Genomic DNA, 23637 nt, shown 5'->3' with positions numbered 1-23637 from the left:
TTCGCGGGAGCGAGGGAGGCCAAAGGGAACTCGGCTCCCGGGAGAGCGCGGCATAAGCCGTCCGACCATCGCGCAGGGAAGGCCGTGTGTTGGGCTTCACCTGTATGCTGCTGTGCGGTTCTTCCTGCGTGTGCTTTTCGCGCAGCGGACCGCGGGTGCCGCCGGCACCCGGCCTTCCCTGCGCCCTCTTGCATCTGAGGGCGGCGAGACGAAGCAAAGCTCGGGCGAAGCAGCCGCGAGATCGCGAAGGCATGTCTGTGATCCGATCTCGTGCCCCGGACGCAGCGCAGCGTCCCCCCGGCGATGCGAAGCATCGTCCGGTTCGACGATGCGCTGCAGAGCAGGGGCCCATGCCTCCGAGCAATCCGTGTGGCGCTGGGTCCCGGCTCTGCGCCGCAACGCTTCACGCGTTGCAGCTTGTCCGGGACACGTGGCTCAATGCCCTCGCTTCATCCCCTCACCACCATCCACCGCCCCGGTGCCATCGCGGCCCAGGCGCTGGACGCGAACTGCCGCCGCCAGGTCACGACCACGACCGCTGCCGTGGTCACGAACAGCACCCAGGGGCTGACGAACCAGCCGAGATAGCCGAGCGCGAAGAAGAAGGCACGCTGGCCGCGGTTGAAGTGGCGGCCGGCGGATTCGAACAGGCGCGAGGTGCGGATGACGTGGGCTTCGGCCTCGGGGGTGTCGCGCTGTGAGGCCGGCGGCATACCGCCGAACAGGATCGCGACATAGTTGAACAGGCGATAGGCCCAGGCGAATTTGAAGAAGGCGTAGACGCAAATCAGCACGAGGCCGACGCATTTCAGCTCCCACAAAGCGGGCGAGCAACGATTGATTGGCGGCAGGCGATGGCGCTAAAAGCGGCTGCAACTGCAGGACTCAACGAAGGACCAGTGACATGGCTGCGCTGAAACTCGCGATCGGCAACAAGAACTACTCGTCATGGTCGATGCGGCCCTGGCTCGCGCTCCGCGCCAACGACATCCCGTTCGTGGAGACGCTGATCCCGCTCTACACCGACGATCCCGCCGACAAGGCGCAGATCCTGTCCTTCAGCCGCGCCGGCAAGGTGCCCGTGCTGGTCGACGGCGACGTCACCGTGTGGGATTCGCTTGCCATCATCGAGTACGTCGCCGAGCGCTATCCGGAAGCGAAGCTCTGGCCTGACGACGTCGCCGCGCGCGCGCATGCCAGGTCGGTATGCGCCGAAATGCATTCCGGCTTTGTGGCGCTGCGCAACGAATGCGGCATGAACCTGCACCGGCCGATCCGCGCCGTGGCGCTGTCGGCGGATGCCAAGGCGAACATCGCGCGCATCGAGGAGATCTGGCGCGAGTGCCGCACCCGCTATGGCGCACAGGGACCGTTCCTGTTCGGCCGCTTCGGTGCGGCGGACGCCATGTATGCCCCCGTCGTGCACCGCTTCCGCACCTATGCGATCGAGGTGGCGCCGGACACCAGGGCCTACATGGAGACCATGATGGCGCTGCCGGCGTTCCAGGAATGGACCCGGGATGGACTGGCCGAAACGCTCGTCATCGCCAAGTTCGAGGACGCCTGAGCGGCAGTCCGACCGGCGCCGGCCGGAGGCGGGGACGCCAGCCGATCGGGAGGAGGGTGCGACAGGCCTGCGACAGGTCGGCGGAATAAGCAGCTCCGCCGGTACCATCGCCCCACCGGCTGTCCCGTTATCATCCTGAAATAACTGCAAAAATTGTGCGCGGGCCATGCCGGCATGGCGCTGGCCAAAAGCATCGGACGCGTGCTATACAGCCGCCCGGGTTTCCGGCCGGCCCTCGCAGTGGGACACTGGGCGAGGCGGGCGCTGTTTGAGTAATGGAGAGGGTGTTGAAGCACAAATTCCCCGTGGGAACGCGCGTCCTATTCACGGCCAGCAATGTCGCGCGTCCGGCTGCGAGCGGCGCGTATGAGGTCATCCGTCTGCTCCCGACCGAAGGCGACGACTGCCAGTATCGGATCAAAAGCTCGACCGAAGCCTTCGAGCGCGTCGCCAAGGAAAGCCAGCTCGCGCTCTCCTGAAGGCCGACGCCGTCAGTGCATAGGCGCCTCCCGGGAATTGTACTCTGCCGCCGTCAAAAGGCCCGCTTCACCTTCACAAGGGTGGGCGGGGGCAGTTGCCGACTCGCGGTGCTCGCTTGACCATCCGCTCTTTGCTCGCGTGAGGGGACGTCGCGCATGAACTGGGCATGGGCCACTTCGCTCGACCAAATCTGGCTCTCGCCGGCCTTCCCGATTTGGATGACGCTGGCGGCTGCCGGATTCTTCGGATTGATTCTGCTGATCACGCTGTTGCGCGCCGACAGATCGGTCGCGAACGGCGCGCTGACCGTCATTACCCTGCTATCCATCGCGATCGCCGGCGCAGCCACGGTGCGTCTCTATGGACCGGACGCGCCGTCCGCTCCGGCCGAGGCGCGCGCGCAAGCTGTGGTGAGCGCGAGTCTGCCTGCGCTGTCCTGTCTCGACGATCTCGCCGGCGATGCCGTTGGCGCCGGCTGCGAGAAGGCGCTGTTCGGAGCGCCTGACGCTGCGGCCGCGGCGGTCTCCTACACCGCCGCCAGGATCGACCGCCTGACCGCGCTCGGCGATGTCGCCACGGCGGAGAAGAGCCTGACCCTCGACATGAAGGTGCTGCGCAAGTCGCTCGAGCGGGATCGTTACGGTCTCGTTGCACATGTGCTGGTGGCGCGTGACGGCTGCACGCAGTTCGATTGCGCCGCGTTCCGCTCGCTGACCGACCAGCAGCAGGTTGCCGCCAACATGGACTCCCATCTCTACGAGACCCTGGTCGCGCGCTATGCGCCGACCTGGAACGCGCCCGCAGCAGCCGCAGCGGCGATGCCCGCCAACGCCGCGCTCGCCGGACTGCCGCCGTCAATGCCGACGGGCAGGCCGACCAATGCCGAGTTCCCGAGCGCGTCCTCGACGCCGCCGGTGAGCATCATGAATCCGGAGCCCACGGCGGCGACGCGCCAGGCCGCGCCGGCCGCAAATGCGGCGGCAGCACCGCGTGCGCCGGCCGCGGCCTCCGCACAGGCCGCAGCGCCTCCGGCATCGAGCCCGCCGGCTGCGAAGAAGCCGCCGCCCCAAAAGGCTGCGCGTGCGCCTACGGCGCCGGTTCCGCTCGCGCCGCCGCCGGCCTCGACCGCCGCGCCCGCGCCTGCGGATAACGAGTAGATCGGCATTCCAAATGCTGGGTTGCCCGGCTAATGCTTGGGCATGCCACTCCATCTGATCAAGCTCGCCGTCGGCTGCGACTCCGTCAAGGAATTGAAGGAGTGGGTGGCCGAACGGATGCAGACCGCCAAGAAGAAGGGTCTGCCGCAACATCACATCCACATCACCCGCATGGTGCCCAAGCGCGACGCCGAGATCCTCGCCGGCGGCTCGCTCTACTGGGTGATCAAGGGCGAGATCGCCGCGCGCGAAAAGATCATCGGCATCGAGCCGTTCCGCGACAAGGACGGCATCGGGCGCTGCCGGATCGTGATGCAGCCGAAAGTGATCTCGGTCTCGCCGCGGCCGATGCGCCCGTTCCAGGGCTGGCGCTATCTGACCGACGATTCCGTGCCGGCCGATCTCGGCAAGTCAGCGGCCGGCTCGATTGCGGCGATGCCGGAGCCGATGCGGCGCGAGCTGCGTGACCTCGGACTGCTCTAAACAGCCATATTGTCGATCAGCCGGGTGGTGCCGAGCTTGGCTGCGACCAGGATCCGCAAGGGGCCGTCCTTGCGCGAGGTGACCGGTGCCAGCGTCTCGGCATGGCGGACCTCGTAATAGTCGAGCACCAAGCCAGCCGCCTTGACCATGTCTGCACCGCCGGCCATCGCCGGCGCGATCGAATCGCCGGCACGGATGCGCCCGGCGCTCTCTCTCATGGCGCGGTAGAGGACAATGGCGGTCTGGCGCTCCTCGGGCGAGAGGTAGACGTTGCGCGAGGACATCGCGAGTCCGTCGCGCTCGCGCACGGTGCGGGAGCCGATCACCTTGACACCGAGGTCGAGGTCGCGCGCCATCTGCGTCACCACGCGCAATTGCTGGAAATCCTTTTCGCCGAAGATCGCGACATCCGGCCGGACTTGCGTGAACAGCTTGCCGACGACCGTGGCGACACCGCCGAAGAAGTGCGGGCGGAAGCGGTCCTCGAGGCCGGCGAGCGCCGGCCCCTCCGGCGCGATGCGGGTGGCAAACCCCTCCGGATACATGGCCGCGACGCCCGGGTGCCAGACGATATCGACGTCCTCGGCCGCGAGCTTGGCGATGTCGGCCTTCCAGGTGCGCGGATAGGCGCCGAAATCCTCGGTCGGAGCGAACTGGGTCGGGTTGACGAAGATCGACACCACGACGCGGCTGGCGCGCCGCTTGGCGAGGCGAACCAGCGACACATGCCCGTCATGGAGTGCCCCCATGGTCGGGACCAGTGCGATCGTGGCCTTTCGCTTGCGGAGATTGTCGACGGCGCGTCGCAGGGCGGGGACCGTGCGGGCGATCAATGGGCTTGCTGACATTGGGACTCGACGATTGGGAAGCGGCGCAGGTGCGGGGCGTCGCGCCCGGCGGCTAACCTTAACAAGCGGAGATCGTGGACGCCATGCATCCGGATGCGGCACAGCATCCCGCGCAAGGCGGCGTAGAACGTCGCGACATTGTGGGCTGGATCACAGACGAAAGACGGCGCCGCGACACATCGTGAGAACGGCGCGTTGCAATTTGCATTTCCTGTTACGCATTTCACTTGACCGCTGACGCGGTCAACTCGAAGATATTCGCAAGGGGTGTTGAGGATCGCCATGCTTGTGCAGGCTAGCCAAGGCCAATCCGGCTCGGCGCACGTGGTCGTGCTCGGCAACGAGAAGGGCGGCTCCGGCAAATCGACCACGGCCTTGCACATCGCCGTTGCACTTCTGAAGGCCGGCCAGCGCGTCGCCACCATCGACCTCGATTGTCGCCAGCAGAGCTTCACGCGCTACATCGGCAACCGGTCCGCCTGGGCGCAACGTACCAAGCTCGACCTCGAGCTGCCGGTGCATCGCTGCATCAAGCTCGGCGAGACCATGCAGATTGCCGAGAACGAGAATTCCGAGTTCCAGCAGTTCATGGAAGCCGTCTCCGCGGTCGAGAGCAGCTTCGACTTCATCGTCATCGATACGCCCGGCACCGACAGCTATCTGATGCGGCTCGCGCATTCGATGGCCGACACCCTGGTCACGCCGATCAACGACAGCTTCCTCGATTTCGACGTGCTCGGCACCGTCGATCCCGCGACTTACGCAGTGACGGGCGAGAGCCACTACGCCGAGATGGTGCGTGACGTCAGGCGCAAGCGACGCCAGCTCGACGGCGCAACCACAGACTGGATCGTCGTGCGCAACCGCCTTTCCATGCTCGGCTCGCGCAACAAGCAGCTCGTCGCCGAGGGCCTGAAGGATCTGTCGCTGCGGCTCGGCTTCCGCTACGTCGACGGGTTCGCCGAGCGCGTCGTGTACCGCGAATTCTTCCCACGCGGCCTGACCGCCCTGGACGATATCGACGAGGCCACGCTCGGCATGCGGCCCAATCTCGGCCATCTCACTGCGCGGGAGGAGGTGACGAGCCTGCTCCGCCAGCTCAAGCTCCCGCTCGACGAGCGCGGCCGCCGCCGCGCGGCCAACCGGGCCGAGTGGTTCAGCCAGGTCGACAAGCCGCTCGAGGTCCACGATATCCTCGGCGCCTGACCTCGCGGTATAAGGCTACTCCCGGCCGATCCGGGCCTTCGGCTGGCGCGGGAACCGGGACTGCGCCGCGCGCGTTTTCACCCTGCGTTTACCGCGAGTCGAACCCGATCAAGACCGGTTGCGTCGAATAGGGACCTGCACCCTCACGTAGCGGTATGAGAATGGGGTGCTCACCGAACGAGTGCAACGCACAATGAAAGGGCTGCGGATTCACAACATTTAGCCTTCCTGTCACGCTGCTGTGACATATATTAGGGAATAGGCGACAAGGGGACGAAGAGCCCCGGAGAACACGATTTTCAACAGGGATTCAGGCCGCTTAGGCCTGAGGCTGAGGACGAAAATGAAGCGTGGAATTGCCGTTCTGGTTTCGGTCAGTGCCCTCTGCGGCATCGCCTATTTCACGGCGAGCAAGTGGGCGATCAAGCACGAGACCATCACATTCTACGATGCCTCGCGCGATAACCGTCCGGTGCCTGTTTCCATCGCGGTGCGCCGCGACAAGGAAATGCAGGCCAATGCCGGCATGATCAAGCTGCCCGTCGCGGTGATCAATCACGGCAACACCGTCAAGAACACCGAATACGGCTTCCTCGCCAACATCTTCGCTGCGCGCGGCTACATGGTCATGAGCCCGCAGCACGATCTGCCGACTGATCCTCCGATGGTCACCAAGCCCGGCGAGCTCTATGTCGGCCGGCTGCCGCAGATCCTGCGCGGCGTCGCCAACATCCATCTCGCCGTGCACGAGATGAAGAAGGTTCAGCCCAACGCCGATTACGACAAGGTTACGATGGTCGGCCATTCCATGGGCGGCGACATCACCATGTACTTCGCCAAGCAGTATCCGGATGAGGTCAAGAAGGTCGTCACCCTCGACAATCTGCGCGTGCCCTTCGTCACCGCGGGCAAGTTCAAGATCCTGTCGTTCCGCTCCCAGGATCCGCAGTTCAAGGCCGACGCCGGCGTGATTCCGACCGACGAGGAATGCGAGCAGGCAGGCATTCAGGTCGTGAAGACCGAGTTCCAGCACAACGACATGCGCGATACCGGTCCGGATGTGGCGAAAAGCTCGATCCAGAGCATGCTCGACAAGTTCCTGAGCGCGACCGACAGCGAGATCGCACCGGTCGACACGCAGTCCGCCCCGCCCAAGATCCTCGAGCCGGGCCCCGTTGCCCTGATGGCTCCTGCCAAGAGCTGACTTCCAAGAGCTTACCGAGCTGACGTCGTCGCAAGGCTGCATCAATTGGCAAAGCCTCCGCCGGCGCCCGCCTGCGGAGGCTTTGCGCATTGACCGGGCCGCATGCGCTGACCACATTAGCTGTTGACGCAAGGTGTAGCTGCGATGTCGGGCGAACCCATCAAACCGCGCGGCCGCGATACCGTCTCGGCGCGAGCAGACGGCGTGCTGCCGCAAGCGCAAACCTCGACCTCGGAAGACATCGCCGCGTTCGTTGCCAAGGCGCGGACCCTCTCGCCGCATGCCCCGGGCGCGAGGGGGCGGCTGATCTTCGCGCTGGATGCGACCATGAGCCGGCAGCCGACCTGGGACATGGCCTGCGCGCTCCAGGCCGACATGTTTCGCGAGACCGCAGCGCTCGGCAGTCTCGACATCCGGCTGGTCTACTATCGCGGCCTCAACGAGTGCCGCGCCACGGCTTGGATTTCAGACAGCGCCAGGCTGGCGACGCTGATGAGCAAGATCGATTGCCGCGGCGGCGATACCCAGATCGGCAAGGTCCTGAGCGAGGCTAGGCGCGAGGCAGTCGCATCCGGCGTTCGGGCCGTGGTCTTCGTCGGCGATGCCATGGAGGAAGACATCGACGAGCTCTGCGCCAAGGCCGGCGAGCTCGGCATGCTCAAGGTGCCCGTATTCGTCTTTCAGGAGGGCCATGACGCGGTCGCCGAACAGGCCTTCCGCGAGATGGCGCGGCTGACTGGCGGTGCCTGGTGCCGGTTCGATCCCGGTGCGGCAGCGCAGCTGCGCGAGCTGTTGCGGGCAGCTGCGGCCTATGCCGCGGGTGGACGTGAGGCGCTGTTGAAGCTGGCTGGAAGCGTGAGTGGCGCGGCGAAGCTGATCAGCCAGATGAAATAGCGGCCCGGCCGGTGCGGCTTGCGGCGCTGGGCGCCATGCTTTTTGACAACAGCACGACTATATTCCGGCCATGACCCTGATCGCCGGCGCTGTCGCCGTTATCACGCTGTACCTGCTGCTCCAGATGTTCCGCTCCGCCAATCCAGCGGTGCTGGCGCGCACCCTCAAGTTCGGCGGCGGCGTGCTGGCGCTGGTGGTCGCGGCCTTCACCGGCTTGCGCGGCGAGCTGGCGGTTGCGATCCCGCTCGGAATTTTCGGCGCGGGCCTGCTCGGCTGGACACCACTCGCGAATGCCGGCTTCGGCAATGTCGGCGGGCTGTTCGGCGGCGGTGCGACGCGCCCGTCCGGGCAGGCCTCGCGGGTGCGCTCGCAATTCCTGGACATGCGGCTCGACCACGATTCCGGCCAGCTTTCTGGCCAGATCGTTGCGGGGCCTCATGCCGGGCTCAATCTCGACGAATTCGATCTCGCCGGCTTGCTCGCGATGGTCCCGACGTTCGACGCCGAGAGCGTGGCCCTACTTGAAAGCTATCTGGACCGCCGGTTTCCCGCTTGGCGTCAGAACGCGCAGGGCGATACGGCAGGGCGGCAGCGCCGCACGGCGGCGAGCAGCAAAATGACGGCGGAGGAAGCCTATCAGATCCTTGGCTTGCAGCCGGGAGCGGGGCGCGACGACATCAGCCGGGCCCACAAGTCCCTGATGAAGAAACTCCATCCCGACCAGGGGGGCTCGACGTATCTCGCTGCCCGGGTAAACGAGGCCAAGGATACTCTGCTTCGCACGCATAACGGCTAACTCCGGCACCAACGCTACAAACGCCCGTACCGCGTGAGCTCCGTTTGCTCTGTCTGCCGTCGCCCGCCCTTGTCGGCGTGGTCGATCCCCTTGAGCAAAGTTTTAACCGTAAATCCTTGACGAGAGGTTGTCGTGGAACAGCCTTGTCCGGAACAGCCTGCGCATCACCGCCTCACCAAAACGAAAATGCCCGCGCAAGGCGCGGGCATTTGGTCTGGAGCGGAGAAGAAAATCAGTTGCGAACGGTGATGCAGGAGATCTCGGCACGTTTCAAGGTGCGGCAGACGGCTTCGGCCTGATCGCGCTCGAGCCCGGCGAAGCGGGCGCGGTAAAGCTTGCGATTATCCTTGGCGACGACGGGCTCGGTGAACGGGTCCGCCTTGCTGAGCAGGCCGCGGGCCGAGTTGCGGGCCGCGTCGATGCGCTGCTGAGCTTCGTTCTCGCTCTCGAGCGCACCGACCTGGACGATCCAGCCGCTGTGGATGACGGCGGGCTTGGTGGTGGCGCTCATCTGGATCGGCTGCGGCGCCGGGTCGGCCGAGGCGAGCTTGGGTGCGGCGGGAGCCGGTGCGGCGGGGGTTGCGGCCGGCAGCACGCCAAGGATGCCGTTGCCGGTACCGAAGCCCGCCGGCTGCCGCGGCAGTTCGGTGCGGGCCATCTCGGCCTTCGGCGCTTCGGGCTGGCTCACCGCCTCCGGCTTGTTGATGAGATCTGCCCTGGCGACGACGGCACCGGAGGTTTCCGCGACGTCGGAGCGGTGCGGGACGGTGCTGGTGACCGGTGGCGCAACGACCTGGACACCACCCTGGGCGGGAGCCGCGGAGGCGACCTTCACGGCGCCGGCCTTGACCTGAACGGTCTTGACCCGAACCGGCTTCATCGGCTCGGACGAGCCGGGGATGATGGAGAGCGGCTGACTCGAGATAACGCCATTGGTGAGCGGCGCCGGCTCCACCTTGGACTCCGTCGGCCGAGCTTCGGGTTTGGAGTGAGCGGGAGGCATCGCCGCAGTCGCTGCGGCCAGCGTCGACAGACGCGCGGCGAGGCGCGAAGGGGCGGCTTCAGGAGCAGGGGCCGCCGCGGCCTGGACCGGCAGGGCGGGCCGTGCCGGCATATCCGAGGCATCGGCGACATCGGTGTTGGCTTCAGTGCCGTTGCGCTCCGTGACCGCAGCGACGGTGCGGACGGTCGCACCCTTGTCGAGGTTCTCCGCGAGCAGGTTGCGCATGATGGCGTCGCGCGAGCCACCGCTGCGGCCGCCGAGCACCACGCCGATCAGGTGGCGGTTGCCGCGGCGGATCGAGCTGACGAGGTTGAAGCCGGAGGCGCGGGTGTAGCCCGTCTTGATGCCGTCCACGCCTTCGACACTGCCGAGCAGGCGATTGTGGTTGCGGATCGACTGTCCGCGCCAATTGAACGTCGAGGTCGCGAAATAGCGATAGTAGCGGGGGAAGCGCTCCTGAATGGCGCGACCCAGCGTGGCCTGGTCGCGCGCGGTCGTGACCTGCTCGTCGTTGGGCAGGCCGTTGGCATTGCGGTAAACCGTCCTGGACATGCCGAGCGAGCGCGCCTTGCGCGTCATCATCCGGGCGAAGTCGTCCTCGTCACCGGCGATCGCTTCCGCGATTACCACGGCTGCGTCGTTGGCCGAACGGGTGACGAGGCCCTTGATCGCGTCCTCGACGCGAATGGTCTGGCCGGCACGCAGATTCAGCTTGGTGGGATCCTGGTCGGCGGCGTGCTTGGACACCGGCATCTCGGTGTCGAGCTTCATCTTGCCGGATTCGAGGCGTTCGAACAGCAGATAGAGCGTCATGATCTTGGTCAGCGAGGCCGGGTGGCGGATCGCGTCAGGGCTCGTCGCCTGGAGCACTGCGCCGGAATTGCCGTCGATGATGATGGACGCGAATTTCGAGCTGGAGCTCTCGGACACGTCGTGCTGCACCCGGTGGTGCGCATAATGTCGACGATGGCGCCGCGCCTCGGCTGCGTCGACGGTGAAGATGACTGCGGTGGTGACCGTAAGAAGCCCGAAAACGCCAACCCGCGCCCAGCGCGAGGCAGACAAGTTTTTACGAAGCATGGAACCCCGTCCCCGTTTCTGACTTGATCACCGGCTCGTGAGGCGAAATTGTGCCCGACGGACCCGGGATCATTACCTGCTCAGGCTGTCCCTCCGCTGGTTGTTGGCCGCGGGGGACGTTGGACCCGAGCCGCTGTTCTGGCTAAGGTGATGTTCTCAAACGGCTTTTGGCCGCTCGCGGATGTGACCACGTCCAGGGAATCAAAGTAGGGTGGCCCGGTTTCCAAAAGCTTAAGGAACCCTTGCGGGAAACCCCGGGAATCTCTGCGATTTGCGCCGGATTTGTGCGTCGCACAAGATTCTTGACTTTGTTGTGCGTTGCACTAATTTTGGGCGGAGTCAGGGAGCCGGGGCTTCCCGACGCGAGCCAGGGAAAAGGATTCCGAAATGTTCAAGGTTGAAGACTTCCAGAGCTACGGGAAAGAGCAGTTCGAGCAGTGCGTTGCCTCCGCGACCTCGGTGCAGCACGGCCTCCAGGCGATCGCCAGCGCCTATGGCGACTACACGAAGAAGTCGTTCGAAGACACCAAGTCCTTCGTCGAGAAGCTTTCCGGCGTGAAGTCGCTGGACAAGGCGATGGAAGCGCAGACCGATTTTGCCCGTTCCGCCTACGAAACCTTTGTCGCGGAATCGCAGAAGATCGCCGGCCTCTACAGCGACCTCGCCAAGCAGGCGTTCAAGCCGGTCGAGACCATCGTGTCGAAGTTCACCCCGGCCGCTCAGTAACGTCTCGAGACATCCTGGAATCGAAAAGCCCGGCTGAACCAGCCGGGCTTTTTGTTGTGAGCGATGCGACCGTCAGCGTGCGACGCGCAGCTTCGACAGCGAAGTGCCGATATCCTTGAACACCGAGACCGTCTGGCTCGCCGAAGTGACCAGATAGAACTTGTCGCTGCCGCTGGCGCAATATTGCAGCACGCTCGAGGTCGGATCGCCGCCGGTGTTCACCTGCACCGTATAGATCGTGATGTTGTTGGGCTGGGCCTTGGCGTTGTCGCAGAGGACCTTCTGGCGAGCGTCGATCTGCGAAGCACCGCTGTACCAGCGGTTTTGCGTGTTGAGACCGTCGGAGAGCAGGACGATCGCATCCTTGTAGGTGTAGTTCGTGTCCTTGGCCGGGGCATTCATGGGGTCGCCCATCGACAGCGTCATCCAGCCCCAGGCAAGGCCGATGCCCTGGTTGGTGTTGCCGGTCGGAACCAGCTTGTCGATCAGAGATTTGAGCGAGGTCCAATCGTAACTGAGCGGCATGACCGGCTGGATGTAGGCCGAATTGCTGGAGTTGCAGTAGGAATATTGCTCGGCCGGGAAAAGCGTAGCCGAATTGCTGCTCACTGGAGTCGTGTTCTTGGTGTCATAGTCCTGGTCACGATCGGTGACGCACCCGTTCCACGTGTTGTGGTTCCTCGGTGTCCAAATCTTGCCGTTGTTAACGCAGGTCCACTGTCTCGTGTAGGATGTGTTGCTACAGGTCCCGTTCACGGCCTCCCAGTCGGACCAGTCGATCCAGCTCTTCGTGTAGTTGCTGCTGCCGACGTTGACGTCCTTGGCGAACGGCACGATCGAGATGTAGACGTCGCCGTTGGTCTTCGCGAGCGCGCTGAGCTGGTCGACCAGGTTCTTCGCGGCCGTTTTCATCGCCGGCATCTTGTCGTCGTACGCCATCGATCCCGTGACGTCGAGCACCAGGGCCACGCGCATGCGCGTCAGGCCCCAGGCGCTGGTGGATGAGGTGCCGACGTCGAGGGTCGGGAAGCCGGCGATCTTCATGAAGCTCGTCGTGTAGGTGCCGGTTCCGGTCAGCTGGATCGTCGAGCCGATACTGGTGCTCGCGTTGTAGGTGGCGCCGACGCTGACCGAGGGCAGGGTCTTGGTGTCCGTGAACAGGGCGTTGAAATAGGATTGGGCCTTGGTGGAGATCTGAGACGTCGAGATGGTGCCGGCGGACAGGTCCCGTGACAGCATCAGCGCGGTGGAATCGAGGGCCGACTGCATCGCGGTGCGCGCCTGGGCCGCGCGGCTATAGTCGATCGCCGCGCCGACGAAGCTCAGCACTGGAACGAGCGCAATGGCGAAGATCACTGCGATATTGCCTTGCTCGGCCGCTGCGAAACGGGCGAGTTGTCGACCAAGGCGGCTGACGAGGGGCAGACCAGACATGACGATCCCGAAATCTGTGTTTTGCCCGATTTCGCGCCATGCCATTGAATGGCAGGTAAATTGGACCGTAGAAAAACGGAGCGTTTTGCGGAAAACCGTCGCGGCCGGGTTAACGGCCGGGTTCCTGGTCAACACGTTCTAAACGTGCCGGGCGGAAATTTTTGTCAAATCGCTCCGGATTGATTAACCTGATCAGGATCGCCCGGACCGGGAATCGGGACTGCTGCGACCGCATGGGCTGAACCCCCGCGTGCTTGCGGCGGGCCGGGGGCAGGGCCATATTGCTGGCGAGCGATCCGGCCTCGACCGCATTTGCCGGGAGAGGCGATCCAAGGCGGTGCGCCTGCGCCAGGCTCCGAAGGGCGGGGTCGCGCGGTGACCGCCATTCGCTTCCGTGGGGAATTTGAACGCCTGTGCCATGCTGCAATTGACTTCCAGCCTCGATCTGTCCGCGCCAGCCGCTGCCGACGCGCCTCGCATGAGCAATGACGACAACCGTTCGGGTACTCCCTCGGGTCCGAGCACGTCGGTCATCACCAAGGTCAAGCCCAAGACCAAGCGGCCCAACCTGTATCGCGTGCTGATCCTCAACGACGACTACACGCCGATGGAGTTCGTCGTTCACGTGCTGGAGAAGTTCTTCAACAAGGACATCGAAGCCGCGACCAAGATCATGCTGCACGTCCATCATCACGGGATCGGCGAGTGCGGCGTGTTCACCTATGAGATCGCCGAGACCAAGGTGACGCAGGTGATGGATTTCGCCCGCAAGCACCAGCACCCGCTGCAATGCGTGATGGAAAAGAAGTAAGACGGCTTGCGGCGCGTTTGAAGCCGGCTCTTGTACAAGCCGCAGTGTGATTGTCGCGTTGCGGCTGCGCGCGGTGGGCTGCAGCCGGCAAAACTACGGAATTCTGCGCCGGCGCCGATCCCGCCCAAATCGGAACGGGTTTTGCATCGAAAATGCCGCAAGTGTGTCGCCGCCGAGTCGCGGAACCGGTCTTTCGCCGCGGTCTTGTATAACTATATGTGACAAAGGTTGTTGTTGCCTGACCGGGCGATGACGATCATGATGGTGGGGGCCATAGAGGACGCGAATGCCGACTTTTTCCCAAAGCCTTGAACAATCCCTGCATCGTGCGCTGGCGATCGCAAATGAGCGTCATCACCAATACGCGACGCTCGAGCATCTCTTGCTCTCCTTGATCGACGACTCCGATGCAGCCGCCGTCATGCGCGCCTGTAGCGTCGATCTCGACAAGCTCCGTACGAGCCTCGTCAACTACCTTGAGACCGAATTCGAGAACCTGGTGACGGATGGCGCCGACGACGCCAAGCCGACCGCCGGTTTCCAGCGCGTGATCCAGCGCGCGGTGATCCATGTGCAGTCGTCCGGTCGCGAAGAGGTGACCGGCGCCAACGTGTTGATCGCGATCTTCGCCGAACGCGAGAGCCATGCCGCGTATTTCCTGCAGGAGCAGGACATGACGCGTTACGACGCCGTCAACTACATCAGCCACGGCATTGCCAAGCGGCCGGGCGTCTCCGAGGCGCGGCCGGTGCGCGGCGTCGACGAGGAGACCGAGACCAAGGGTAACGAGGACGCCAAGAAGAAGGGCGAGGCGCTCGAGACCTATTGCGTCAACCTCAACAAGAAGGCGCGCGACGGCAAGATCGATCCGGTGATTGGACGCAATTCCGAAATCAATCGCGCGATCCAGGTGCTGTGCCGCCGGCAGAAGAACAACCCGCTGTTCGTCGGTGAAGCCGGCGTCGGCAAGACCGCGATCGCAGAAGGGCTCGCCAAGCGCATCGTCGACAGCGAAGTGCCGGAGGTGCTGGCGGCGGCCACCGTGTTCTCGCTGGACATGGGCACGCTGCTTGCCGGCACGCGCTATCGGGGCGACTTCGAGGAGCGCCTGAAGCAGGTGCTCAAGGAGCTCGAGGCGCATCCCAACGCCATCCTGTTCATCGACGAGATCCACACCGTGATCGGTGCGGGCGCGACGTCGGGCGGGGCGATGGATGCCTCGAACCTGCTCAAGCCCGCGCTCGCCTCGGGCACGATCCGCTGCATGGGCTCGACCACCTACAAGGAATATCGCCAGCACTTCGAGAAGGACCGCGCGCTGGTGCGGCGCTTCCAGAAGATCGACATCAACGAGCCGACGGTCGAGGACGCCATCGCGATCCTCAAGGGCCTCAAGCCGTACTTCGAGGACTATCACCGGCTGAAGTACACCAATGAGGCGATCGAGGCGGCGGTGCAGCTCTCATCGCGCTACATCCACGACCGCAAGCTGCCCGACAAGGCGATCGACGTGATCGACGAGTCCGGCGCGGCGCAGATGCTGGTCGCCGAGAACAAGCGCAAGAAGACCATCGGCATCAAGGAGATCGAGACCACGATCGCCTCGATGGCTCGGATCCCGCCGAAGAGCGTGTCGAAGGACGACGCCGAGGTGCTCAAGCATCTCGAGCAGACCTTGAAGCGCACCGTGTTCGGGCAGGACAAGGCGATCGAATCGCTCGCCGCCTCGATCAAGCTGGCGCGTGCCGGCCTGCGCGAGCCGGAGAAGCCGATCGGCTGTTATCTGTTCTCTGGCCCCACCGGCGTCGGCAAGACCGAGGTCGCCAAGCAACTCGCGGCGACGCTCGGCGTCGAGCTGCTGCGGTTCGACATGTCCGAGTACATGGAGCGGCACACCGTGTCGCGCCTGATCGGCGCGCCTCCCGGCTATGTCGGCTTCGACCAGGGCGGCCTGCTCACCGACGGCGTCGACCAGCATCCGCATTGCGTGGTGCTGCTCGACGAAATCGAGAAGGCGCATCCCGACCTCTACAACGTGCTCCTCCAGATCATGGACCACGGCCGGCTCACCGACCACAACGGCAAGCAGGTCAACTTCCGCAACGTGATCCTGATCATGACCACGAATGCCGGCGCGGCGGATCTCGCCAAGCAGGCGTTCGGCTTCACCCGGTCGAAGCGGGAAGGCGACGATCACGAGGCGATCAACCGGCAGTTCGCGCCGGAATTCCGCAACCGTCTCGATGCCATCGTCTCGTTCGGCCATCTCAGCGTCGAGGTGATCGGCACCGTGGTCGAGAAGTTCGTGCTTCAGCTCGAGGCGCAGCTCGGCGACCGCGATGTGACCATCGAGCTGTCCGAGCCGGCGAAGGCCTGGCTGGTCCAGCACGGCTACGACGAGCAGATGGGCGCACGTCCCATGGCGCGCGTGATCCAGGAGCACATCAAGAAGCCGCTGGCCGACGAGGTGCTGTTCGGCAAGCTCAAGGGTGGCGGCCACGTTCGCGTCGTCCTTGTCAAGGACGAGGCCGACGAGACCAAGGAGAAGATCGGCTTCGAATTCGTCGAGGGCCCGGTCACGCCGAAGCAGGAGAAGCTGCCCGGCACCCGCAAGCGCCCGCCGGGCAAATCCAAGCCGGGTGGCCCCGGCGGCTCGAAGGGGCCGACCTCCAAGGGGCCGCTGGTCAAGGTTTGATCGGCACGTGATGAAATCGAAAAGGCCGGCTGCAAAGCCGGCCTTTTTGTTTGCACCGATGTCTGCGCGAGGAGGCCTTACGTTCCGGCCTGCGGTTCGCGCGGTGGCCGCGGCTTTCTCGGTGCGCGCGGTGCTGCGTGCGGGACCGACGGCTGCATCGTCACGATGACCGGATTCGGCTTGTGATCGGTCGCGGCTCCGGTCGCTGCGTCGACGCCCATGCCGACGATACCGCCCAACAGGAGATTGCCCGCAAAACCCGCGGCTCCGCCCGTCTGGACGTCCCGGCTGAGCGGAACGATTTGCGGCTGATAGCCTTCCTTCTGGAAGGTGATCGAGATGTCGGCGTTCCGCTTGACGACCACGGAGCAAGGGGTCGTGCAGGTGGTCGGAACGTCCATTCCGCTGACGACGGCTTCCACGCCTGATGGTGTCGATGAAATGCTGATATTCTCCGTCGTACCGCGCGTGACCGACGCGCAGCCGCCCAGCATGACGCTGAGCGCCACAATTCCAAATGAACGCATGAAATGCCCCTTGTCCCACCGCCACTATGCGCAACCGGGGCGGGAGGGCAATAGGCCATTGCTCCGAATAGTTAAGCCACGCGGAGGTTGTGCACGACTACGCGCGAACCGGGTCGGGTCCGGCTATTCACCCCGCAGGCGCTGATCGTCCTGCACGCGGACGTGCTCGGCACCGCGCGCGCCGGCTGTGGAAAGCCGCAGCATGCTCAGCATCGCGCCGCACAGCGCAAATCCAACGCCGACAAGGAGCGCCAGCCTGGTCCCCTCAAGCGGATACCGTCCGAGCAACAGCGCCACCAGCGCCGCTCCGGTGGTCTGGCCGAGCAGGCGCGCCGTCCCCAGCATGCCGCTGGCGCCGCCGGCGCGCTCGCGCGGGGCGGCTGCGATCATGGTGCGGTTATTGGGGGTCTGGAACAGACCGAAGCCGGCGCCGGCGAGCGCCATCCGCCAGATCACGTCGAGCGGCGTTGGCGTCGCCGGCAGGAAGGCGAGCGCGCCAAGGCCGCAGGCGAATAGCGTGAGCCCAATACCGCCGAGCAGGCCGGCCGGATAATGCTCGACCAGGCGGCCGGCGAGAGGGGCCGCAAACGCCAATGCGATCGGCCATGGCGTGATCAACAGACCCATATGCACGGCCGAATAGCCGAAGCGGCTCTGGAGATAGAAGGGGATCGCGACGAAGGCCAGCATCTGCCCGCAGAACGATGCGATCGAGGTCGCAATCGACAGCGCGAAAACGGGGATGCGCAGCAGGTCGATCGGCAAGAGCGGCGAGGTCATGTGAGTCTCGCGATAGATCAGCAGCGCACCCGCGGCGATCGCGATGACGAATTGCACGAGACAAGTGATCGCGGCCTCGCCATGACCGACGTTGTCGACCGCCGCGATGCCGACGCCGAACGTGATCGCCGACAGCCCTGCACTCTGCCAGTCGAAGGAGCGGCTCGCGGGCTTGGTGTGCGGCAGGCTGCGCAGGCCCAGCACCAGTGTCACCACGCCGAGCGGCACGTTGATCGCGAACAACCAGGGCCAGCTTCCGACCGCGAGGATGCCGGCGGCGAGTGTCGGGCCGATCGCGGCCGAGAAGGCGACGACGAGCGCGTTGAGCCCGATGCCGCGGCCGAGCAGGCTGCGCGGATAGGTGAAACGCACCAGCGCGGCGTTGACGCTCATGATGCCGGCCGCGCCAAAGCCCTGGAGGATGCGCGCGATCGTCAGCAGCGGCAGCGTGTGGGCCAGCGCACAGAAGGCCGAGGCCAGCGTGAACAGCGCCAACCCGACCAGATAGACGCGGCGATAGCCGACGATCTCGCCGAGCGAAGCCAGCGGCAGCAGCGAGATCGTGATCGCGAGCTGGTAGCCGCTGACGATCCAGATCGACAAGGCCGGGGTCGCATCGAGATCGGCCGCGATCGTCGGCAGCGCCACATTGACGATGGTGCTGTCGACCACCGCCATGACGATGCCGAGCGCAATGGTCAGCACCGCCTGATTGCGTTGCGGCTGCGGCAGGCCGTCGGCATGCTCAATGGTGACTGTCGACATCGTGAGCGGCGTATCGTTGGCGAATCGGACTCGGCCACATGCCGAGTATTGCGCCAACAGGGCAGGGCCGCGATAGTTCCGGAACCGGCCGCCAGCGCGCCGGCTTACCCAAGCGCGCTTGATGCAGCTGTCCTACACCGCCGGTGGATTGCGGTCGCTGAAGGTCACGCGCTGGTGCCAGTAGGGATAGGGCAGCGTCACCGTGCTCGCGGCATCGAGCTTTGCGACCTGGTCCTTGGTCAAGGACCAGCCAACCGCGCCGAGATTTTCGCGCAGCTGGGTCTCGTTGCGTGCGCCGATGATCAGCGTCGAGACCGTCGGACGCTGCAGCAGCCAGTTCAGCGCGATCTGCGAGACGCTCTTGCCGGTCTCCTTCGCGATCTCGTCGATCGCATCGACGACACGGTAGACGTGCTCGTCCGAGACGGGCGGTCCGAATTCGGCCGTCTTGGGCAGGCGGCTGACTTCCGGTTTCGGCTGACCGCGGCGGATCTTTCCGGTGAGGCGCCCCCAGCCGAGCGGCGACCAGACCACGGCGCCCAACCCCTGGTCGAGGCCGAGCGGCATCAACTCCCATTCGTAGTCGCGCCCGATCAGGGAATAGTAGGTCTGGTTGGCGACGTAACGCGGAAAACCGTGCTTGTCGGCGACGCCGAGCGACTTCATCAGGTGCCAGCCCGAGAAATTCGAGACGCCGACATAGCGGATCTTGCCGGCGCGCACGAGCACGTCGAGAGTCGAGAGCACCTCTTCGGACGGCGTGAAGGCGTCGAAGCCGTGGAGCTGGAAAAGATCGATATAATCGGTGCCGAGCCGGCTCAACGAACCGTCGATGGCTTTGAGCAGGTGCTCACGCGACGAGCCGATATCGTTGGGACCGTCGCCGAAGCGGAAGGTCGCTTTGGTCGAGATCAGGACCTTGTCGCGGCGACCCTTGATGGCTTGCCCGAGCACCCGCTCGGACTCGCCGAGCGAGTAGACATTTGCGGTGTCGAACATCGACACGCCGGCCTCGAGACAGATGTCCAGAAGACGCCGCGCCTCGGTCGCGTCCGTCGTGCCCCATGCCGCAAGGCGGCCGACGCCGCCGAACGTGCCCGTTCCCAGGCTCAAGGCAGGCACCATAAGGCCGGACCGGCCCAAGCGTCGGTATTCCATCGATCTGCTCCTCGGCTGGCCGCTGATGATCGTGGCGGCCTTGGCGGCGGAAGATACTGCAAGCAGGCGCCGTGTCCTATCACCTGCTCACATACCGGCCCTGCTCGGCATGACCTGATCGTGCAGATGACAGCCGACTGGAATGCACCTCAATGCCGCAACTGGCTCTGCCGGAAGTCGCGCGGCGACATCCCGAAATGCTCGCGGAAGACGCGGCCGAAATGCGAGAGGTCGTTGAAGCCCCAGGCGAAGGCGATCTCGCTGATGTGGCGATGGGCGAGCAGAGGCGAGGCGAGATCTCTCCGACATCGGGCGAGGCGTTCGGCAAGGACATGACGCTGGAAGGAGGTGTCCTCGTCTGCGAGAAGATCGTTGACATAGCGCGGCGAGATGCCGAGCGCGGCTGCGGTTTCAGCGACCGAGAGATCGGGATCGGCGAGGTGCGCGCGGATGTGCGCCTTCACTCGGTAGAGCAGGGCCGAGCGGTGGGTCGAGGACGGCAGCGATGACTTGCCGAGCCGCTCGCTCAATGCCATCGCAAGCAGATCAACTGCCTGCTCCGACAGAGCGGTGGCCGTATCCGGAGCCAAGCTATCCGCATTCTGGCAGAGCCGGATAATGAAATCATAGGCGAGCCGCTCGAGCGGTACGTCAGCGCCGAATGACATTGCGGTCAGCGTCTCGGTGCCGCCGAGCCGCCGCTGCAGCATCTCGCGTGGGACCTTGAAGATGGTCTGCGTAAAACTGTCGTTGAACTTCAGCTCGTACGGGCGCGTCGTGTCGTAGAGCGCGAACTCGCCGGGGTGGATCACGGTCTCGCGGCCGTCCTGTACAACGCCACCGTTGCCGCGATTGCCGAGTGCGACTAGGACGAAACCCTGATCCGAGCGCGCGATGCGCGACGGTGTGCGGAAGACGTGCTGGCGGTCCGAGCAGACCTCGGAGCACACGGCCTTGCCGAGCGAGGCCTGCGTGACCGAGCCATGAAAGGCGCTGCCGAGGTCGGACTTGCAGTCGAGCCCGACGAAGACGTCGCAGACGATGTCCTGCCAGAGCGCGAGCCGCCGGTAGCCGGGACTGCCGTCTGTCGTGAACTGGATTGGCATCAGGACAGCCTCCCTTTCACATCCTGCAAAACCGCATGTTGGCGCAGATCGAGCCTGACCGGAGGCAAATTCCGTACCGGGCGATCCCTTCCAGTCGAGTTTTTGTTCCGCCGTGGTCGAGCGCCTGGCCGCCCAGCTTGGCCAAATAGACTGCATCGGACGTGGCTTGCGATCAACCGGCAATGGAGGCGGCAATGGGCATCGAACATCCGAAATACAAGGTTGCGGTGGTGCAGGCGGCACCGGCCTGGCTCGATCTCGACGCCTCGATCGACAAGTCGATCGCGCTGATCGGGGAGGCCGCGGAAAAGGGCGCCAAGCTGATCGCCTTTCCTGAAGCTTTTATCCCCGGCTACCCCTGGCACATCTGGCTGGACTCCCCGGCCTGGGCGATCGGGCGGGGCTTCGTGCAGCGCTATTTCGACAATTCGCTGTCCTATGACAGCTCGCAGGCCGAACGCCTGCGCGAGGCCGTGCGCAAGGCAAGGCTCACCGCCGTGATCGGCTTGTCCGAGCGCGACGGCGGCAGCCTTTACCTCGCGCAATGGCTGATCGGCCCTGATGGCGAGACCATCGCAAAGCGCCGCAAGCTGCGGCCGACCCATGCCGAGCGCACGGTCTATGGCGAAGGCGACGGCAGCGACCTCGCCGTGCATGCGCGGCCCGACATCGGCCGGCTCGGCGCCCTGTGCTGCTGGGAGCATCTGCAGCCGCTATCGAAATACGCGATGTACGCTCAGAACGAGCAGGTCCATGTCGCGGCCTGGCCGAGCTTCTCGCTCTACGATCCCTTCGCGCCGGCATTAGGGGCCGAGGTCAACAACGCGGCTTCGCGCGTCTATGCGGTGGAAGGCTCCTGCTTCGTGCTCGCGCCTTGCGCCACCGTCTCGCAGGCCATGATCGACGAGCTCTGCGATCGGCCGGACAAGAATGCGCTGCTGCATGCGGGCGGCGGCTTTGCGGCCATCTACGGCCCCGACGGCAGTCAGATCGGGGACAAGCTGGCACCCGATCAGGAAGGCCTGCTGATCGCCGAGATCGATCTCGGCGCCATCGGCGTTGCCAAGAATGCTGCCGATCCCGTCGGACATTATTCGCGGCCTGACGTCACACGGCTGCTGCTCAACAAGAAGCGGTACCAGCGGGTCGAGCAGTTCGCGCTGCCGGTCGATACCGTCGAGCCCATGGACATTGCGGCGGCGGCAAGCTGATCGCCGCGATCACGGGGAGGGCATGGCCATGGAATCCGCGATTCCTGTGCATCTCGAAACTCCACGCACGCGCCACAAGCGCGTGCCGGACGATTACCAGCCGCCATATCCGTCCTTCGTGGCGCGCTACAAGCCTTCGGTCAGCCGCGTCGTAATGGCCTATTTCGGTGTCCAGCATGGTGGTGCGGCACCGGCGGCGATGGACGCGTTGAAAGAACTCGCAGGACTGTTCGCAATCCATGGCGGTCCGTCGCATTGGGACCGGGCAAGTTGTACAGATCAGTCCGGCAGCGAGAATGTGGTCACGGTCGCTTATTGGGACGATCTCGCACGCTTTGATGCCTGGTTCGCGCGGGCGCGCGAGATGTGGACCGGGCGGAAGCGCGAAGGCATCGGTACCTTCATCGAGGTGCTGCGTCCCAATGTGACCCGTCATGAGACGCTGTTCTCCTCGTCCGATCGGCCGGAAGGTGTGGCCGTCGTTGCGGAAGGCATGAGCGGCGAGGTGCAGGAGCACGCCTATTGGGGCGGGATGCGCGACCGTATCCCGCTGTCGCAGACTGATGCGATGGCGCCTGGTGGCGCGCCTGAGCTGATTTGCGACGGCCCGCGGCTGAGAGTCGTGGCGCACGATAATCTCTGCCTGATCCGGTCCGGGCAGGACTGGAGCGATACGGAAGCATCCGAGCGAGAGCTCTATCTCGACGACGTCGAACCGGTGCTACGCGAAGGCATGGACTTTCTGCGCGATGATGGCCTCGCGATTGGTTGCTATGCCAACCGCTACATGCAGGTGCTGGCGGCCGACGGAAGCGCGAGCGAAAAATCCTACGGGCAGAGCTGGTGGAAGAGCCTCGCCGCGCTCGAACGCTGGGCGGAGTCGCATCCGACCCATGTCAGGATCTTCGGCGCGGGCATGAAATATCTGTCGACGCTCGGGCCGTCAGCCAAGCTGCGGCTCTATCACGAAGTGACGGTGGCGGCCGCCGACGAACAGTTCTTCGAATATCTGAACTGTCACCCGAAGACAGGCATGCTAGCGGCGGTCGAAACTGTCAGCACCTAAGCGACACAATGGCCGAGCAGCTCGGGATGTGCCGCGCAGATGTGATGCGCGCCGGCCTCCCGCAGCTCGCTTTCGCTGCCATAGCCGTAGAGCACGCCGATGGCGGTCATGCCGTTGGTGCGGGCGCCGACCACGTCGTGGCTGCGGTCGCCGATCATGATCGCGCTGTTCGCATCGACGCTGGTCTCGTCGAGCGCGTAGCGAAGCAGGTCGCGCTTGTCGACACGCGTGCCGTCGAGCTCGGAGCCGAACACGCGTTCGAAATACGGCTTCAGGCCGAAATGATCGACGATGCGGCTGGCGTAGACGGCGGGCTTGCTGGTCGCCACGAACATGCGCTGACGTGTCGCTGCGAGCGAAGATAACGTGTCCGTAATTCCGCTGTAAGCCTCGTTCTCGAACAGGCCGATATCGCTAAAGCGCTCGCGATAGAGCAGCAGTGCTCGGTCGGCGAGCTCATCGGCTCCGGTGAGCTTGCGAAGGCTGGCAAGCAGCGGAGGGCCGATGCACCAGGTCAGTTCGTCCTCGCTCGGCACGGGAACGCCGAGCCGTTCCAGCGCATATTGGATCGAGCGGGTGATCCCGGGCTTCGGGTTCGTCAGCGTGCCGTCGAGATCAAAAAAGATTGTCACCATCGGGC

The 23637-nt window shown here is 64.8% G+C and carries 21 protein-coding genes and 1 pseudogene; 13 read left to right on the top strand and 9 right to left on the bottom strand.

Annotation, left to right across the window (positions count from 1 at the left end; translation table 11 throughout):
- Positions 1 to 435: 435 nt before the first annotated feature.
- A pseudogene (locus tag I6F16_RS20745) lies at positions 436 to 830 on the bottom strand (DUF599 domain-containing protein); the annotation flags it as partial.
- Between the two features lie 74 nt (positions 831 to 904).
- Between I6F16_RS20745 and I6F16_RS20740 the strand changes: the two are divergent.
- The 4 genes from I6F16_RS20740 to I6F16_RS20725 all read left to right on the top strand — a co-directional run bounded on the left by I6F16_RS20740 (position 905) and on the right by I6F16_RS20725 (position 3687).
- A complete protein-coding gene (locus tag I6F16_RS20740) occupies positions 905 to 1567 on the top strand; it encodes a glutathione S-transferase family protein (protein ID WP_036025622.1) in 663 nt (220 codons plus the stop codon).
- 275 nt (positions 1568 to 1842) lie between these two features.
- Positions 1843 to 2046: a hypothetical protein gene (locus tag I6F16_RS20735; protein ID WP_085969273.1), complete on the top strand. Its 204-nt coding sequence runs from the start codon at positions 1843 to 1845 to the stop codon at positions 2044 to 2046.
- Positions 2047 to 2202: 156 nt separating this feature from the next.
- Positions 2203 to 3204, top strand: a complete 1002-nt coding sequence (locus I6F16_RS20730) for a hypothetical protein (protein ID WP_225173975.1) — start codon at positions 2203 to 2205, stop codon at positions 3202 to 3204.
- A 42-nt stretch (positions 3205 to 3246) separates the two neighbouring features.
- On the top strand, positions 3247 to 3687 hold the full coding sequence (locus tag I6F16_RS20725) for a DUF1489 domain-containing protein (protein ID WP_036015220.1): 441 nt from the start codon (positions 3247 to 3249) through the stop codon (positions 3685 to 3687).
- Here I6F16_RS20725 and panC read toward each other — a convergent pair.
- On the bottom strand, positions 3684 to 4535 hold the full coding sequence (gene panC / locus I6F16_RS20720) for a pantoate--beta-alanine ligase (protein ID WP_225113832.1): 852 nt from the start codon (positions 4533 to 4535) through the stop codon (positions 3684 to 3686). The two genes, I6F16_RS20725 and panC, sit on opposite strands and share 4 nt — an antisense overlap.
- 282 nt (positions 4536 to 4817) lie before the next feature.
- On the opposite strand from panC, the gene I6F16_RS20715 reads away from it, so the two are divergent.
- The 4 genes from I6F16_RS20715 to I6F16_RS20700 all read left to right on the top strand — a co-directional run bounded on the left by I6F16_RS20715 (position 4818) and on the right by I6F16_RS20700 (position 8635).
- Positions 4818 to 5741, top strand: a complete 924-nt coding sequence (locus I6F16_RS20715; protein WP_036015216.1) for a division plane positioning ATPase MipZ — start codon at positions 4818 to 4820, stop codon at positions 5739 to 5741.
- 343 nt (positions 5742 to 6084) lie between these two features.
- Positions 6085 to 6945 (top strand): alpha/beta fold hydrolase, encoded by an 861-nt coding sequence (locus I6F16_RS20710; RefSeq protein WP_036015213.1) that lies wholly within the window; start codon positions 6085 to 6087, stop codon positions 6943 to 6945.
- Positions 6946 to 7089: 144 nt separating this feature from the next.
- The gene (locus I6F16_RS20705) at positions 7090 to 7839 is read left to right on the top strand and encodes a hypothetical protein (protein WP_036025619.1); all 750 of its coding nucleotides are present in this window, start codon (positions 7090 to 7092) and stop codon (positions 7837 to 7839) included.
- 70 nt (positions 7840 to 7909) lie between these two features.
- Positions 7910 to 8635, top strand: coding sequence for a DnaJ domain-containing protein (locus I6F16_RS20700; RefSeq protein WP_225113833.1), 726 nt, complete (start codon positions 7910 to 7912; stop codon positions 8633 to 8635).
- Positions 8636 to 8867: 232 nt separating this feature from the next.
- Here the strand turns inward: I6F16_RS20700 and I6F16_RS20695 are convergent, their stop codons facing one another.
- Entirely contained in the window at positions 8868 to 10718 is a 1851-nt protein-coding gene (locus tag I6F16_RS20695) for a D-alanyl-D-alanine carboxypeptidase (RefSeq protein ID WP_036025614.1), read from the bottom strand.
- A 387-nt stretch (positions 10719 to 11105) separates the two neighbouring features.
- Here I6F16_RS20695 and I6F16_RS20690 point away from each other — a divergent pair, with 387 nt between their 5' ends.
- Positions 11106 to 11444 carry a phasin family protein gene (locus I6F16_RS20690; RefSeq protein ID WP_028135884.1) on the top strand — a complete coding sequence of 113 codons (339 nt, stop codon included), beginning with the start codon at positions 11106 to 11108 and terminating at the stop codon, positions 11442 to 11444.
- Between the two features lie 72 nt (positions 11445 to 11516).
- Here I6F16_RS20690 and I6F16_RS20685 read toward each other — a convergent pair whose 3' ends face one another.
- A complete protein-coding gene (locus I6F16_RS20685; RefSeq protein WP_074448011.1) occupies positions 11517 to 12878 on the bottom strand; it encodes a TadE/TadG family type IV pilus assembly protein in 1362 nt (453 codons plus the stop codon).
- Positions 12879 to 13356: 478 nt separating this feature from the next.
- Here I6F16_RS20685 and clpS point away from each other — a divergent pair, with 478 nt between their 5' ends.
- Both clpS and clpA read left to right on the top strand, forming a co-directional pair.
- Entirely contained in the window at positions 13357 to 13689 is a 333-nt protein-coding gene (gene clpS, locus I6F16_RS20680; protein ID WP_036015195.1) for an ATP-dependent Clp protease adapter ClpS, read from the top strand.
- Between the two features lie 286 nt (positions 13690 to 13975).
- The gene (gene clpA, locus I6F16_RS20675; protein ID WP_036015184.1) at positions 13976 to 16384 is read left to right on the top strand and encodes an ATP-dependent Clp protease ATP-binding subunit ClpA; all 2409 of its coding nucleotides are present in this window, start codon (positions 13976 to 13978) and stop codon (positions 16382 to 16384) included.
- A gap of 77 nt (positions 16385 to 16461) precedes the next feature.
- Here clpA and I6F16_RS20670 read toward each other — a convergent pair whose 3' ends face one another.
- The 4 genes from I6F16_RS20670 to I6F16_RS20655 form a co-directional block, all read right to left on the bottom strand.
- Entirely contained in the window at positions 16462 to 16911 is a 450-nt protein-coding gene (locus tag I6F16_RS20670; protein ID WP_036025610.1) for a PEGA domain-containing protein, read from the bottom strand.
- 123 nt (positions 16912 to 17034) lie between these two features.
- Entirely contained in the window at positions 17035 to 18456 is a 1422-nt protein-coding gene (locus I6F16_RS20665) for an MFS transporter (RefSeq protein WP_036025608.1), read from the bottom strand.
- A gap of 132 nt (positions 18457 to 18588) precedes the next feature.
- Positions 18589 to 19614: an aldo/keto reductase gene (locus I6F16_RS20660; RefSeq protein WP_225113834.1), complete on the bottom strand. Its 1026-nt coding sequence runs from the start codon at positions 19612 to 19614 to the stop codon at positions 18589 to 18591.
- Positions 19615 to 19763: 149 nt separating this feature from the next.
- Positions 19764 to 20720 carry a helix-turn-helix domain-containing protein gene (locus I6F16_RS20655; protein ID WP_225113835.1) on the bottom strand — a complete coding sequence of 319 codons (957 nt, stop codon included), beginning with the start codon at positions 20718 to 20720 and terminating at the stop codon, positions 19764 to 19766.
- Between the two features lie 194 nt (positions 20721 to 20914).
- Here I6F16_RS20655 and I6F16_RS20650 point away from each other — a divergent pair, with 194 nt between their 5' ends.
- Entirely contained in the window at positions 20915 to 21931 is a 1017-nt protein-coding gene (locus I6F16_RS20650; RefSeq protein WP_225113836.1) for a carbon-nitrogen hydrolase family protein, read from the top strand.
- 28 nt (positions 21932 to 21959) lie between these two features.
- The gene (locus I6F16_RS20645; protein WP_225113837.1) at positions 21960 to 22997 is read left to right on the top strand and encodes a phenylacetaldoxime dehydratase family protein; all 1038 of its coding nucleotides are present in this window, start codon (positions 21960 to 21962) and stop codon (positions 22995 to 22997) included.
- Here the strand turns inward: I6F16_RS20645 and I6F16_RS20640 are convergent.
- Positions 22994 to 23632, bottom strand: a complete 639-nt coding sequence (locus I6F16_RS20640) for an HAD family hydrolase (protein ID WP_225113838.1) — start codon at positions 23630 to 23632, stop codon at positions 22994 to 22996. The two genes, I6F16_RS20645 and I6F16_RS20640, sit on opposite strands and share 4 nt — an antisense overlap.
- Positions 23633 to 23637: the final 5 nt, after the last annotated feature.

It is taken from the genome of Bradyrhizobium sp. IC4060, assembly GCF_020193715.1.
In the GTDB taxonomy this organism is placed as follows: Bacteria; Pseudomonadota; Alphaproteobacteria; order Rhizobiales; family Xanthobacteraceae; genus Bradyrhizobium; species Bradyrhizobium yuanmingense.
The sequence above is the reverse complement of the archived record's forward strand: the minus strand, read 5'-3'. Positions and strand labels throughout refer to the sequence as shown.

Excerpts from the sequence above, each read along its gene's own strand:
- I6F16_RS20740 (WP_036025622.1), top strand. The coding sequence starts at position 905 with ATGGCTGCGCTGAAACTCGCGATCGGCAACAAGAACTACTCGTCATGG.
- I6F16_RS20735 (WP_085969273.1), top strand. The coding sequence starts at position 1,843 with ATGGAGAGGGTGTTGAAGCACAAATTCCCCGTGGGAACGCGCGTCCTA.
- I6F16_RS20730 (WP_225173975.1), top strand. The coding sequence starts at position 2,203 with ATGAACTGGGCATGGGCCACTTCGCTCGACCAAATCTGGCTCTCGCCG.
- I6F16_RS20725 (WP_036015220.1), top strand. The coding sequence starts at position 3,247 with ATGCCACTCCATCTGATCAAGCTCGCCGTCGGCTGCGACTCCGTCAAG.
- panC (WP_225113832.1), bottom strand. The coding sequence starts at position 4,535 with ATGTCAGCAAGCCCATTGATCGCCCGCACGGTCCCCGCCCTGCGACGC.
- I6F16_RS20715 (WP_036015216.1), top strand. The coding sequence starts at position 4,818 with ATGCTTGTGCAGGCTAGCCAAGGCCAATCCGGCTCGGCGCACGTGGTC.
- I6F16_RS20710 (WP_036015213.1), top strand. The coding sequence starts at position 6,085 with ATGAAGCGTGGAATTGCCGTTCTGGTTTCGGTCAGTGCCCTCTGCGGC.
- I6F16_RS20705 (WP_036025619.1), top strand. The coding sequence starts at position 7,090 with ATGTCGGGCGAACCCATCAAACCGCGCGGCCGCGATACCGTCTCGGCG.
- I6F16_RS20700 (WP_225113833.1), top strand. The coding sequence starts at position 7,910 with ATGACCCTGATCGCCGGCGCTGTCGCCGTTATCACGCTGTACCTGCTG.
- I6F16_RS20695 (WP_036025614.1), bottom strand. The coding sequence starts at position 10,718 with ATGCTTCGTAAAAACTTGTCTGCCTCGCGCTGGGCGCGGGTTGGCGTT.
- I6F16_RS20690 (WP_028135884.1), top strand. The coding sequence starts at position 11,106 with ATGTTCAAGGTTGAAGACTTCCAGAGCTACGGGAAAGAGCAGTTCGAG.
- I6F16_RS20685 (WP_074448011.1), bottom strand. The coding sequence starts at position 12,878 with ATGTCTGGTCTGCCCCTCGTCAGCCGCCTTGGTCGACAACTCGCCCGT.
- clpS (WP_036015195.1), top strand. The coding sequence starts at position 13,357 with ATGAGCAATGACGACAACCGTTCGGGTACTCCCTCGGGTCCGAGCACG.
- clpA (WP_036015184.1), top strand. The coding sequence starts at position 13,976 with ATGCCGACTTTTTCCCAAAGCCTTGAACAATCCCTGCATCGTGCGCTG.
- I6F16_RS20670 (WP_036025610.1), bottom strand. The coding sequence starts at position 16,911 with ATGCGTTCATTTGGAATTGTGGCGCTCAGCGTCATGCTGGGCGGCTGC.
- I6F16_RS20665 (WP_036025608.1), bottom strand. The coding sequence starts at position 18,456 with ATGTCGACAGTCACCATTGAGCATGCCGACGGCCTGCCGCAGCCGCAA.
- I6F16_RS20660 (WP_225113834.1), bottom strand. The coding sequence starts at position 19,614 with ATGGAATACCGACGCTTGGGCCGGTCCGGCCTTATGGTGCCTGCCTTG.
- I6F16_RS20655 (WP_225113835.1), bottom strand. The coding sequence starts at position 20,720 with ATGCCAATCCAGTTCACGACAGACGGCAGTCCCGGCTACCGGCGGCTC.
- I6F16_RS20650 (WP_225113836.1), top strand. The coding sequence starts at position 20,915 with ATGGGCATCGAACATCCGAAATACAAGGTTGCGGTGGTGCAGGCGGCA.
- I6F16_RS20645 (WP_225113837.1), top strand. The coding sequence starts at position 21,960 with ATGGAATCCGCGATTCCTGTGCATCTCGAAACTCCACGCACGCGCCAC.
- I6F16_RS20640 (WP_225113838.1), bottom strand. The coding sequence starts at position 23,632 with ATGGTGACAATCTTTTTTGATCTCGACGGCACGCTGACGAACCCGAAG.